We start from the raw sequence: 12,700 nt of genomic DNA, 5'->3' as shown, positions 1-12,700 counted from the left end.
GGCGCAAGCTGGGAATCGTTCACAGTAAGTGGCGATATCTTTGAAGCAATGACTACAGAGCCCTCCGACGATATCGTTGACCGCGTTCTCTCCCGCGCTGCGGAGAAAACAGACCGGGCACGTCTTTCCGTGTTTTCTTCCGGCAGGGCGCAAGCTCTCGATGATTCATCTGCCGGAGATCATGATCGCAGTTTTGACGGTGAACAGCAGGACTTAGCTGACCGTATTTCTTTACGTCGAGTGCAGGGTCTTTCCACTGAACTGGAAGATGTTACTGAGGTTGAGTATCGCCAGGTTCGACTCGAAAACGTTGTCCTCATTGGGGTCTATCCCAAGGGGCAGGTAGAAGACGGCGAGAACTCGATGCGCGAACTGGCAGCGCTGTGCGAAACGGCAGGTGCTCAAGTTCTTGACGGTGTCATGCAAATGCGTCCCATGCCGGATCCTGCAACCTACCTCGGTCGAGGAAAGACTCAAGAACTACGAGACCTCGTTGCTGCACTTGGTGCAGACACCGTCGTCGCAGATACAGAACTTGCCCCCTCCCAGCGCCGTGCGCTGGAAGACGAGGTGAAGGTCAAGGTCATTGACCGCACCGCAGTCATCTTGGACATCTTTAGCCAGCATGCCAAGAGCCGTGAGGGTAAAGCCCAAGTGGAGCTTGCTCAGATGCAATACATGCTTCCCCGTCTGCGTGGTTGGGGTGAATCCATGTCCCGTCAGGCCGGTGGTCAGGTGGGTAGTGGTGGTGCCGGCATGGGCTCCCGTGGTCCTGGTGAAACCAAGATTGAACTTGATCGTCGCCGCATCAATACGCGCATGGCCAAACTGCGTAAGCAGATTGAGGCGATGAAGCCTGCTCGAGATACCAAGCGAGCGAATCGCAAGCGCAACTCAGTGCCCTCCGTTGCCATCACGGGTTACACCAATGCTGGAAAGTCTTCGTTACTCAACCGCATTACCCGTGCTGGTGTGCTTGTTGAGAATGCTCTGTTTGCCACCCTGGATGCCACGGTGCGCCAAGCACAGACCGAAGACGGTCGTAATTACACATTGGTCGACACTGTTGGGTTTGTGCGTAATCTTCCTCACCAATTGGTGGAAGCGTTCCGTTCCACCATTGAAGAGGTTGCTGACGCGGACCTCATTGTTCACGTCGTCGATGCATCCCACCCTGATCCTGCCTCTCAGATTCGCACGGTGCGAGATGTGATTGGTGAAGCCGATGCGTCAGATATTCCTGAACAGATTGTTTTCAACAAGAGTGATTTGATCGACGACAACACTCGACTGTTGTTGCGGGGTCTTGAACCTTCTGCGATCTTTGTTTCGGCGCGCACCGGCGAAGGTATTGACGAGGTATTGCAGGTCATTGCTGACCGCATCCCCACTCCAGATGTTCCGTTGAACTTATTGGTTCCTTATGACCGTGGGGACGTAGTTTCCGCACTTCATGCCAAGGCAGTGGTTGATTCCACAGAGTATGAAGAAGAGGGAACCCGCGTTCATGTTCGAGTGAAGCACGCGGACCTTCCTCAGTTTGAAGAATTCGTCTCTGCCTAGTTAGAGAACGTTGAACTCTGTCAGCTGTGCTGACAGGCCAGCGCCGTCAGGTGCATAGACCCAGGGTGCATCTCCGGCCTGAATATGCTCTTCGGCTTTCTTGCGTCCACCAGCGAGAACTGCTTCACCATTGGAAAGCTGACGAATAGCAACAGCTTTGACGCTGCGTGGGTGCTCTTTCTCAAAAGCTGAGTAGATGGCTTCATCGTGCTGGCCGTCATCGCCCACCAGAATCCATTTGATCTGGGGGAATTCAGAAGCCAAGCGACGCAGCTGTGTTTCTTTGTGAGCGCGACCCGAACGGAACATACGGTCGTGGGTGGGTCCCCAGTCCGTCAATAACAGTGTTCCCTTGGGATAGAGGTTGCGGCCTAAGAAACGGCGCAGCGTGGGGGCAACATTCCACGCACCTGTAGAGAGATAGACCACGGGCATATCTTTCTGGATGGATGCAAGGCGTGAGAGTAAAACGGCCATGCCAGGGGTGGGAACGCGGGCGTGCTCATCGAGCACGAAAGAGTTCCAGGCGGCTAGGAATGGTCGGGGGAGTGCAGTCACCATGACAGTGTCATCCACGTCAGAGACAAGCCCCACAGACACTTGGGGAGAGATCACATGAATGGTCGACTCGGTTACTTCAGATCCTTCGGCCTGAATCTGTACCGTATGCATTCCGGGGGTGAGTTTCATGGGGATCTGAACATCCACGACACCGCCACGGTCTGCCTTCACCACTGTTTGTGTGCCATCGATTGTGATGGTGACCGAAACCTCGTTGATAGGTACAGCAACGAATGAACGCCACCCTCGCACGCTCTCTGAGCGTTTCTGCATCTTGCGTGCAGCACGAGAACCTGGACGTGGATTGCGTGTCAGGAGAACACGAGAGAGAACACGAACCCACTCAGTTGAACCGTATCCGGGATAGGGCACAACGGTGACGGCATAGCCGCGCTTGCGTGCACGCTTCTCGCGATAGGCGTGGAAGCGATCCTCAATGCGAGCTGCGCGATGCATGACATCTTGGGTCAGCTCTGCAGCACTCGAAGGTTTGGTCGACTTCACGTCACTCAGTTTGGCAGAGTTTAGGAACCCAGAGAGTTCTCTACCGTGCGGGAATCGTGATCCCCTGGCTCATCCATGTATTTCTCTTGGGTTTTCTCGACGCGCTTCTTGATGAGAGAAACAACAACGATGAAAGCAACCACAATGCCGATGAAGAGGAATCCTGCCCACTCATACTTTGCTGCGAAAGCCTCGTATTGGTCTTTGAGGACAGCTGCCAGCGTCACATAGACAAAAGTCCAGATCACGCACGCTGCAGCAGTCCAGGCAATGAAGGTTCGGTACTTCATCTTCGTCATGCCCACGGTGAGTGGAATAAGTGAATGCAAAATGGGGAGAAATCGGCTCAAGAACACAGCGATGCCGCCACGGCGGTCGATGTAATTCTCTGCTTGCTGCCAGCGATGTGGGCCTAGTTTTCTTCCCAACCAGCTGGTGCGAATTTTGGGGCCAAAGAATTTGCCCACAAAGAACCCAATGGTTTCACCGGTGAGTGAGCCAACAATGACCATCACCACCATGAACACATATTCCTGCAGGTTCGTAATGGCTGTGCTGGAAATCAACACAACGGTGTCTCCGGGGATCACCAGACCAACCAGGAAGGAGGTTTCCAGCATGATGAACAACGCGGAAATCAAGGTGCGCGTGACAGGGTCAACTGAGGCAACCGTTGCCAAGATGTTGTTGATGATCTCGTTCATCAGATCTCCGGAAGTTCCTGTGCCAAGAGATCGTATTGCTGGCGCCAATGTACGAGCCTGTCCTCATTCACTGAGAGCACAGGGCCATCAATCCACTTCGAGACTGCTCTGATGCCATGCAAGGCATTGAGGGCATACAGCTCAACACCTGCAAGATCTGCGGCAGTTGCCCAGGTTTCCGTTACTGAGATGCCACCCTTAGCTGCTAGCTCACGTGCCGAGGCAACGGTCGTACTGTCGACCCTGATTGCCTCAGCGGGAGGTACGTGTAATTCGCCGTCCGCAAACCACACGAAACAGGTGGTTGAGCCATCCACGATGCGGCCTTGTGCATCGAGAATCACGGCATCGTCAGCACCCAGGGCCTGGGCTTCCTGCCGAAGAGCATTGAGGACAGGAATGTCCGGTCCCTTAATGCTGGGTTCAACTCGAGGATCATGTGTTGCCGTCGCCACAACAATGGTTTCTTTCAGCTCAGGAGCTGGGCGGAGGTGAAGTTCAAGCTCACCTCGTTCGGTGAGGTCAATACGAGGAAACAGTGTGCCCGTTCGAGGTAAGGCAGCCGTTACTGCGGAGAGGAAGTCGTCAACTGGACGAACCAGTCCTTGAAACTCAGCAGAAGAAGTGAAGCGGACGAGGTGGCGGTCAAAACCCACCACTTTGCCTTCGTTGAGAAGGAATGAGTCAGCTACGTAGAGCGGGATTTCAGGCGCGCCAGTGACGTCAACAAGTTCACTGCCATTCCAGCGAAAACGTAAGACATCCACAGCCCTAGGCTAGTACGGTGACCAGGCAAGTTCAGCGCATCAGGATGCCGCAGTGGGTAGACCCAGCTGTTGTCTATGGCGCGCTCGCCGCAGGTCACTCTCGAGCAATCTGGCTAGATGCCGGTCCTCAAGCCGATTCGGGTCTGTCCTACATCTCGATCCCTACAGATAAAGAATTGCGTGAGAACGTCAGCGCTGGGGATGTCACTATTTTCGAGAGACTGCGTTCTTCCCTGGAGCACGACTCAGCGGTAGACACCTCGGCAGTCCGTGAGGGTGGATTTTCTCTGGGCTGGGTTGGCTGGCTGGGCTATGAATTAGCAGCTCACACGACAGGAGTCCCCACGGCTGATGCCACAACGCCGGATGCTCTTTTTGTCTATGTGGATTGGGCACTTGAGTTTGACCACCAACTGGCAACACTGGACCTTTTGGTCCTGGGTGATGTGGATGCACTCCATAGGAGACAAGAAGAGATAGAGCATCTCCTGACAGGCACTGCAGTTCCAGAGCAGCAGGCGCCAGCACCCGCACATTCTGCTTCGGTGAGCTGGCGTCACTCGGCTGAGCACTATCAAGTCTTAGTTCAACGGTGTTTGGATGCCATCACTGCAGGTGATGCTTATCAGTTGTGCCTCACCAACGAAGTTCAGGTTGCCGGCCATTTCGATCCGCTCGAGGTGTATCTGCGCTTGCGCGACGCTAACCCCAGTCACCACGGGGGATTGATTGTCGTGGATGAGCTTGCTTTGCTCTCCAGCAGTCCAGAGATATTCCTCACCGTGAATGCAGATGGTCACCTCACAACGAAACCCATCAAGGGAACTCGTAAGCGTGGAGACGACCAGGTGCAGGATGTCGCGCTCGCCGAGGAACTCTTGGCTAGCGACAAAGAGCGTGCAGAGAACCTCATGATTGTTGATCTGATGAGAAACGACGTCGGGAAGGTTGCCCAGCTGGGAACCGTTCGGGTGGATTCTCTGCTCGAAGTGGAAACTTACGAGCACGTGCATCAGCTGGTCTCCACAGTGTCTGCAGAACTTGCTCACGGATTAAGCGCAGTTGACGCCCTCGAAGCCTGTTTCCCTGCAGGGTCGATGACCGGTGCGCCCAAGTTCAGTGCAATGACCATCTTGAATGGGTTGGAACAAGGGCCGCGTGGCATTTACTCCGGTGCTTTCGGCTATCTCGGCATCGATGGGTCTGCCAATCTGGCCATGGTTATCAGAAGCATCGTGCTCACCCCCGCAGGTGCATCCATCGGCACCGGTGGCGGGATTACAAGTGGTTCTGTACCTCGTGCAGAACTGGAAGAAACCTGGGTGAAGGTTGCGCCTTTATTGCGGGCATTAGGGGTCGCACCAAGCGAGTATTCTTAGAAGGATGTCTGAAAACGAGGGCGCGACCTATAACTTCGCGGAAATTCAAGAAAAATGGCTTCCTATCTGGGATGAGATCCAGCCATTCCGCTCTGACGACCCCACAGATGAGCGTCCACGCAAGTATGTCCTCGACATGTTCCCTTACCCCTCCGGTGACCTACACATGGGTCACGCCGAGGCTTATGCACTCGGCGACGTGATTGCACGTTACTGGCGCCACCGTGACCACAATGTTCTGCACCCCATTGGCTGGGACTCTTTCGGCCTTCCTGCCGAGAACGCAGCCATCAAGCGTGGGCTGAACCCCGTCACCTGGACCTACGACAACATTGACCAGCAGAAGCGCTCGATGCGTCGTTACGCAACGAGCTTTGACTGGTCTCGTGTCATTCACACTTCAGACCCTGAGTATTACAAGTGGAACCAATGGTTGTTCCTGCAGATGTATAAAAAGGGCTTGGCCTATCGCAAGGACAGCTGGGTTAACTGGGACCCCGTAGACCAGACCGTGCTCGCAAACGAGCAAGTCATGCCAGATGGCACCTCGGAGCGCTCAGGCGCCATCGTGGTGAAGAAGAAGCTCACCCAGTGGTATTTCCGCATCACCGATTACGCAGACCGCCTACTCGATGATCTCGACACCCTCGAAGGCCAGTGGCCTGCCAAGGTGCTCACCATGCAGCGCAACTGGATTGGTCGCTCGATTGGTGCAGATGTTGACTTCGTCATCGAAGGCCGCGACCAGCCCGTGACCGTCTTCACCACGCGTCCGGACACTCTCCATGGTGCAACCTTCATGGTTGTTGCTCCGGATGCTGACCTCGCAACCGAGCTGGCAGCCGGTTCTACTCCTGAGATTCAGGCAGCATTTACCGACTACCTCACTGAGGTTCAGAAGGCCACTGAAATCGAGCGTCAGGCAACTGATCGCCCCAAGACAGGTGTCTTCCTTGGTCGGTACGCGATCAATCCGGTCAACGGGGAGCGTCTGCCCATCTGGGCTGCTGACTACGTTCTCGCTGATTATGGTCACGGTGCCGTGATGGCCGTTCCTGCTCATGACCAGCGCGACCTCGACTTTGCGCGCGCCTATGACCTGCCTATCAAGATCGTGGTGGACGTTCCTGCCGGTGTTGACCAAGACGGCAATGTCCTCGACAACAACCCTGCCGTGACCGGCATCGCCACCGGTGGCGAAGGAAAGCTCATCAACTCTGGTGAACTCGATGGCCTGACCAAGAAGGACGCGATTGCCAAGGCAATCGACATTCTTTCTGAACGCGGCACAGGTAAGGCAGCGAAGAACTTCCGTCTGCGCGACTGGTTGATTTCACGTCAGCGTTACTGGGGAACTCCCATCCCGATCATCCACGCCGAAGATGGAACAGAGATCCCCGTTCCTGAAGACCAGCTTCCAGTTGTACTTCCTCCCACAGAGGGGCTGAACCTGCAGCCCAAGGGCTCATCACCCCTGGGTGCTGCAGAGGACTGGGTCAATGTGCCCAACCCTATTGATGGCAGCCCAGCACGACGCGACCCCGACACCATGGACACTTTCGTGGACAGCTCATGGTATTTCTTGCGCTTCCTGTCTCCGAATGATGACACTCAGGCCTTTGATCCTGCAGAAGCGAAGAAGTGGGCTCCGGTTGACCAGTATGTCGGTGGCGTGACTCACGCCATTCTTCACCTGCTCTATGCCCGCTTCATCACCAAGGTTCTCTTTGACCTCGGCTTTATTGACTTTGAAGAACCCTTCACCAACCTGCTCAACCAGGGAATGGTGCTCATGGAAGGCTCTGCAATGAGCAAGTCCAAGGGCAACATTGTGAAGCTCTCTGAACAGCTCGAAGAGCACGGTGTTGACGCTGTGCGCTTGACGATGGCCTTTGCTGGTCCTCCTGAGGACGACATTGACTGGGCTGACGTGTCACCTGCAGCAAGCAACCGCTTCTTGGCTCGTGCGTGGCGTATTGCCCAGGACGTCTCCAGTGCACCTGGAGTTGACTTTACCGGGGGAGATAAGGCTCTGCGCAAGGCAACACATCACTTGCTCGCTGAAGCGCCTGGACTGATCGAAAGCTTCAAGTTCAACGTTCTTGTCGCACGCCTGATGGAACACGTGAATGTGACCCGTAAGGCTATTGACTCCGGTGTTGGTGCTGCAGATCCTGCTGTGCGCGAGTCGGCAGAGACCATTGCCATGATGCTGGACCTCTACGCTCCCTACACTGCAGAAGACATGTGGTCAGCTCTGGGCCACCAGCCTGCAGTAGCTCACGCTGTGTGGCCTGCTGCTGACCCTGCCTTGCTCGTTCAGGATTCCGTCACCTGCGTTGTTCAGGTTGATGGCAAGGTGAGAGACCGTCTTGACGTCGCTCCCGATATTGCCGAGGCAGATCTAGAGGCTCAGGCACGTGAACTTGCAGGTGTAGTTCGAGCGCTCGAAGGTCGCGAGATCGTGAACGTGATTGTGCGCGCACCCAAGATCGTCAGCATTGCAACTAAGCCTTCGGCTTAGCGAATAATCTCCGCCGCTTTAGCGGTTAGAGATGGTGACGACGGCGCCACGTTTCGCTTGGCTGTCACCTGCAGGGTTCTGACTTCGAACGGCCTTGGCATCCCACAGTTCCTGATCAACCTCAGTTGAGAACCCGAATCCAGCAGCTTCCAGAACTGCGATGGCGTCCTTAATAGACTTTCCAACTACATTGGGAACGGTTACGAGGTCTGGGCCCTTAGACACGACAAGAGTGACGTTAGTTCCCTTTGTCACAACGCCCTCAGGGACAGCAAGGGAAAGAACAGTTCCCTTGGCAACGTCGCTGAATTCTTCATTGGTAGCGCCAACGACAAGACCAGCATCTGTCAATGCTTTGGTGGCATCTGCAACGCTCAAACCCTCAACGGGTGGAATTGCCCCTAAGGAAACAACGAACTGAACTTCGCCGCCCACAGGATACTTTGCGGGGAGTGGAGCGCCCTTGCCATCAACAGCTGCAATGACAGAACCCTTTGCAACATCAGCTGAGAACTGTTGTGAGGGGTCCTTGAGCTTGAAGCCTAAGTCTTGAGCCTTTTTCTTGGCGTCTGCTTCGGTCATGCCGGGAAAAGCAGGAGTATCCACAATCTTGGGGCCGAGGGAAACCAGGATCTTGACCGTTGCACCGCGGGTGACGGAACTGCCACCCTTGGGGTCGGTTTCGATGACCTTGCCCACAGCCACAGTGGCATCGTTCGTCTCCACAACCTTGGCAGTGAAGCCTGCTTTCTCAATGATGGCTTGAGCATCTGCCGGAGCCATGCCTGCTGTTGCAGGAATGGTGGCAAGCGATCCTGGACCCGAGCTAAAGAACCAGCCTGCGGTTGCTCCGAGAACAGCGAGGACGATAGTGATTCCAAATATCCAGAACCCACGGCTACGTCGGGTGGAAGAAATTTCTTTCAGAGCAGCAACAGGGTTATCAATAGGAAGCTTGCGGTTGAGCCCCGCAAGTGCCCCAGTACCAAAAGCCTTGGTCTCATCGTCGGAGCCGATGAGCATGCCAGCAGGCATAACCATGGTCTGCTGTGTGGAGAGATCTTGGTAGCTCGAACCTGAGCGAATGACCTTCTCTGCCTGGAGGAGTTTATCCAGCAGAATCCCTGCATTCTCAGGTCGACCATCGGGGGAACGCGTGGTTGCCCATTCGACGATCTCGTCCAGTTCAACGGGGATGGCAGGGTTAGAAGCAGAGGGAGCCGGAACCTTGTCATTGGCGTGCTGATAGGCAACAGCCATGGGCTGTTCACCCTTGAATGGCTGCTCACCGGTGAGCATTTCATACATCATGATGCCAATGGCATAGATGTCGCTTCGGGCATCGGCAACGCCACGAGTCAGGAGCTCAGGGGAGAGGTAGGCAATCGTGCCGAGCAGGGCCTGGCCTGACGCAGTATTTGCTGTGGTGGCGCGAGCAAGGCCAAAGTCACCCAGCTTGATGCGACCATCATCTGCCAGAAGAACATTCTCAGGCTTCAAGTCACGGTGAACAATGCCGGATTCGTGAGCAGCGGCAAGGCCCTGCAGCACAGCATCCATGATGTCCACGGTCTGTTCCGGGGTGAGCTTGCCGTAGTCCTTGAGCAGATCACGCAGGGTGATGCCGGGGAGGTACTCCATGACAAGGTAAGCCATGTCGGAATCTTGACCCTGGTCGAACACATTGACCACGTTGGGGTGAGCCAGGCGAGCTGCAGAGCGGGCCTCTTGCACGAAGCGTGCTTTGAAGGCGCTGTCATCTGCCAAGTGGCCGTGCATAATCTTGACCGCGACGCGGCGTTCCAGGCGCAAATCTGTGGCGAGGTAGACCGTCGCCATGCCACCACGAGCAATTCGTGACTTGACCTGATATCTGCCGTCGATAAGACGACCGATCATGGGGTCTTCGGGCGCAGTAGTCACAACGTGAGTCTATGTAAGGCAGGTGGGCAAAACGCTGAGAAACACCGGCGTTTTACGCGCTGGCAACAGCAGGCATGCTGCTCATCAGACCTGCGTCTGGAATAACGAGTCGTTGACCAACAACTAAACGGCTGGAACGGTCAAGACCATTAGCGGTCATGATGGCGCGTGGCTGCACACCATAGCTGCGTGCAATGGCTTCCAAGGTTTCGCCTGATGCAACATTGTGTCGAGTAATACTTTCGCCCACTTCAGCTGATTCAGTGCCGCTGGTGGAGGCGGGAATATTGAGTTGCTGGCCAGCAAACATCATGGTTTTCCAGCTCAAACCGTTTGCAGCGAGCAGTTCTGCAGAGGAGATACCATGGAGCTGAGCAATACTTCGCAGGGTGTCACCCGCTGCGACGGTGTACTTGTCAGCACGCAGTGGGGCAGTGGAGTTGTAAGAAGAGGACGCAATCGTCGGAGAATTTTCCGCATTAGCTTTGGGAAGCTTTTCAATCTTGGGAAGCTGATCTGCAGAAGCCGACTGTGCGGTGAAGATCATGCTTGTAACAGCAGCAAGGGCAACCGGAATGGCCGCGATTTTCTTTATTTTGCGCGGTTTCAGAGGGGTTGCAGAAGAGAGTGCCTCGTGGGTGGATCGATAGGTTCGACCGGACATGTGCGCACTCCTCTCCCCATTAAAAGATTTGCTTAGTCTCTACCTCAGCTTGAAGGTTAACGTGGAGTGAATTCGGCGTGTCGCTGTTTTCCTCTGTGTTCGCGCCAGGCTCCCACCTGTGGCACGCTTATCTCGTGGCTAACGCAAAAACACCCCAGACCCAGTGGTTGACGATTCCCGATCTCATGGAGGTGCTTGGACTCAACCAGAGCCAAGTTCGTCGACTCATTGAGGACAACGTTCTCGCCGCAGCGCGTGTTGATGGTGTCCTCAAAGTTCCTGCTGACTTCATCCATGATGGTGAGCCGCTTCAGGCCCTCCAGGGAACAATCGTGTTACTGAAGGACGTCGGTTTCGAAGGTAATGAACTGGTGGGCTGGCTCATTGCTGAGGAAGAGAGCCTGAAAGCATCTCCAGTTGATGCGCTCAAGGCAGGGCGCAAAGCAGAAGTGCGACGTATCGCACAGGCCCTGCTCTAAATAAGCTTTCTACGCAGCTCGCTGGGATACCAGCGCAGCTAGCTGAGTGAGGCCTTGGGTCGCAATGTCGCTGAAGCCTGCGGTCGCTATAGCGCGTTGAGCAAGAACGACCTGCTCTTCAATAACCTGTTCCAGCTTGTCGACTGCGCCCGTGTTGGTCAGGGTTGCTTGCAGCATGGAGATTTGAGCATCATCAAGACTCGAATCGCCTAGAAGTTCATCCATCAGGCGAATCGCAGTAGCAGAAAGTTCTTGTTGTGCGAGAGCGATCAACACTGTTCGCTTGCCTTCGCGTAGATCATCACCCGCTGGTTTGCCCGTTACTGCTGGGTCACCAAAGACGCCCAATAAGTCATCACGAAGTTGGAAAGCAATACCCAGGGGGAGCCCAATTGCTCGAAGAGACTCCAACTGTTCGGGTGTTGCCCCACCCAGGGCAGCGCCAATAACCAGCGGAGCCTCGATGGAGTACTTCGCGGACTTGTAGACGACAACGCGTTGAGCGCGGGTGAGGGCATCCAACTTGTCAATGACGGGCCACGCTCGTTCTTCGACAATGTCGAGATATTGACCAGCAGTCACATCAATGCGCATACGGTCGAACTCAATACGTGAAGCACGAACAGCAGGTCGGTTGGTCTCTGCGGCAATGCCGGTAGAGAACAACTCATCGCTGAACGCGAGGAGAAGATCACCGAAGAGAAGTGCAGAGGAAGTGCCAAAGTCTTCACTAGTGCCGGCCCAGCCTGACTCGCGGTGAAGCTTTTCAAAGCGGCGGTGAGCCGAGGGGGCGCCACGGCGAGTATCTGACTTGTCCATAATGTCGTCGTGGACCAGAGCAGCTGCGTGGAATATCTCTAACGCGCTCGCAACATCGATGACGTGATCGGGGGTGGACTCATGCTGTGTGCCATAACCCAGCAGAGCACAGCGGGCACGGAAACGTTTTCCACCGCTGAGAAACTCCCGTGAAAACTGCAGGAAGGGTTCCAAATCGGGGGAAACTTCGCGCACAATGGACTCATGGTCCGTGATGAACTGGTCCACGCGAGTGTTTACTCGTTCAACCCATGTGTCTTGGTCACGCATGCGCCTAGCCTATCTAGGCCAGCGCAGGTACACTGGGACTTCGAGCACTTCACATCATCAAAACCCAAGGAGGAAGCACATGCCACTGTCCGAGCATGAACAGCGTCTCCTTGATGAGATGGAACGTAATCTCTATGGTCACGATGCTGATGTCACCTCGACCGCTTTCGTCGGAATGCCTCGCCCTAATTACCGCGCCATCGTGCTGGGTGTCATCCTCGCGCTCGCCGGTTTGGGCGGTCTGCTTGCTGGTGTCATGACCCAGATGATTGCCATCGGTATCGCTGGCTTTGCCCTGATGTTTGTTGGAGTATTGGTTGCTGCTAAGCCAGGCGCACCAGCTTCGCCGAGTGACAAGAAGCCACGTTCAACGGGAAGTTCATTCATGCAGCGCATGGAACAGCGCTGGGATGAGCGCGATGGTGGCCGACTCTAAGTAGGAAGCCCCTCACCACAACCGCCTTTCGGGGCGGTTTTTTTGTGCGCCCAAACCGATCCAAGTTAATCCCTATTGCTCCATTTCCCTCCACCTACTTAAACCCT

Annotated in this window: 11 protein-coding genes; 5 read left to right on the top strand and 6 right to left on the bottom strand. The window is 55.2% G+C overall.

The features are described 5' to 3' along the window. The first annotated feature begins 48 nt into the window (after positions 1-48). Positions 49-1,563 (top strand): GTPase HflX, encoded by a 1,515-nt coding sequence (gene hflX, locus M2118_RS04960; protein WP_280794832.1) that lies wholly within the window; start codon positions 49-51, stop codon positions 1,561-1,563. Here the strand turns inward: hflX and M2118_RS04955 are convergent, their stop codons facing one another. From M2118_RS04955 to M2118_RS04945, 3 genes are read right to left on the bottom strand one after another with little or no spacing between them, the layout of a single operon-like run. Next, positions 1,564-2,637, bottom strand: a complete 1,074-nt coding sequence (locus tag M2118_RS04955; RefSeq protein ID WP_432418382.1) for an App1 family protein — start codon at positions 2,635-2,637, stop codon at positions 1,564-1,566. Between the two features lie 11 nt (positions 2,638-2,648). Next, positions 2,649-3,332 carry a DedA family protein gene (locus tag M2118_RS04950; RefSeq protein WP_280794830.1) on the bottom strand — a complete coding sequence of 228 codons (684 nt, stop codon included), beginning with the start codon at positions 3,330-3,332 and terminating at the stop codon, positions 2,649-2,651. Continuing rightward, on the bottom strand, positions 3,332-4,099 hold the full coding sequence (locus M2118_RS04945) for an aminotransferase class IV (protein WP_280794829.1): 768 nt from the start codon (positions 4,097-4,099) through the stop codon (positions 3,332-3,334). The genes M2118_RS04950 and M2118_RS04945 overlap by 1 nt, the downstream gene beginning before the upstream one ends. A 17-nt stretch (positions 4,100-4,116) precedes the next feature. Here M2118_RS04945 and M2118_RS04940 point away from each other — a divergent pair, with 17 nt between their 5' ends. Continuing rightward, entirely contained in the window at positions 4,117-5,478 is a 1,362-nt protein-coding gene (locus tag M2118_RS04940) for an anthranilate synthase component I family protein (protein WP_280794828.1), read from the top strand. 4 nt (positions 5,479-5,482) lie between these two features. Next, complete coding sequence (gene leuS, locus M2118_RS04935; protein ID WP_280794827.1) at positions 5,483-8,002, top strand: leucine--tRNA ligase; 2,520 nt, start codon at positions 5,483-5,485, stop codon at positions 8,000-8,002. A gap of 18 nt (positions 8,003-8,020) precedes the next feature. On the opposite strand, the gene pknB is transcribed toward leuS, so the two are convergent. Continuing rightward, positions 8,021-9,925: a Stk1 family PASTA domain-containing Ser/Thr kinase gene (pknB, locus tag M2118_RS04930; protein WP_280794826.1), complete on the bottom strand. Its 1,905-nt coding sequence runs from the start codon at positions 9,923-9,925 to the stop codon at positions 8,021-8,023. 52 nt (positions 9,926-9,977) lie between these two features. Further along, positions 9,978-10,589 (bottom strand): LysM peptidoglycan-binding domain-containing protein, encoded by a 612-nt coding sequence (locus M2118_RS04925; protein WP_280794825.1) that lies wholly within the window; start codon positions 10,587-10,589, stop codon positions 9,978-9,980. Between the two features lie 134 nt (positions 10,590-10,723). Between M2118_RS04925 and M2118_RS04920 the strand changes: the two genes are divergently transcribed. Further along, positions 10,724-11,068, top strand: coding sequence for an Rv2175c family DNA-binding protein (locus M2118_RS04920; RefSeq protein ID WP_348519956.1), 345 nt, complete (start codon positions 10,724-10,726; stop codon positions 11,066-11,068). A gap of 9 nt (positions 11,069-11,077) precedes the next feature. Here the strand turns inward: M2118_RS04920 and M2118_RS04915 are convergent, their stop codons facing one another. After that, positions 11,078-12,157, bottom strand: coding sequence for a polyprenyl synthetase family protein (locus M2118_RS04915; RefSeq protein WP_280794824.1), 1,080 nt, complete (start codon positions 12,155-12,157; stop codon positions 11,078-11,080). Positions 12,158-12,236: 79 nt separating this feature from the next. On the opposite strand from M2118_RS04915, the gene M2118_RS04910 reads away from it, so the two are divergent. Then, positions 12,237-12,593, top strand: coding sequence for a DUF3040 domain-containing protein (locus tag M2118_RS04910; protein ID WP_280794823.1), 357 nt, complete (start codon positions 12,237-12,239; stop codon positions 12,591-12,593). Positions 12,594-12,700: the final 107 nt, after the last annotated feature.

Source organism: Aurantimicrobium minutum (assembly GCF_029892845.1).
Taxonomy (GTDB): domain Bacteria; phylum Actinomycetota; class Actinomycetes; order Actinomycetales; family Microbacteriaceae; genus Aurantimicrobium; species Aurantimicrobium minutum_B.
The sequence above is the reverse complement of the archived record's forward strand: the minus strand, read 5'-3'. Positions and strand labels throughout refer to the sequence as shown.

Bases quoted from the DNA above. Each gene is read 5' to 3' on its own strand.
- hflX (WP_280794832.1), top strand. From the start codon at position 49: ATGACTACAGAGCCCTCCGACGATATCGTTGACCGCGTTCTCTCCCGC.
- M2118_RS04950 (WP_280794830.1), bottom strand. From the start codon at position 3,332: ATGAACGAGATCATCAACAACATCTTGGCAACGGTTGCCTCAGTTGAC.
- leuS (WP_280794827.1), top strand. From the start codon at position 5,483: ATGTCTGAAAACGAGGGCGCGACCTATAACTTCGCGGAAATTCAAGAA.
- M2118_RS04925 (WP_280794825.1), bottom strand. From the start codon at position 10,589: ATGTCCGGTCGAACCTATCGATCCACCCACGAGGCACTCTCTTCTGCA.
- M2118_RS04915 (WP_280794824.1), bottom strand. From the start codon at position 12,157: ATGCGTGACCAAGACACATGGGTTGAACGAGTAAACACTCGCGTGGAC.
- M2118_RS04910 (WP_280794823.1), top strand. From the start codon at position 12,237: ATGCCACTGTCCGAGCATGAACAGCGTCTCCTTGATGAGATGGAACGT.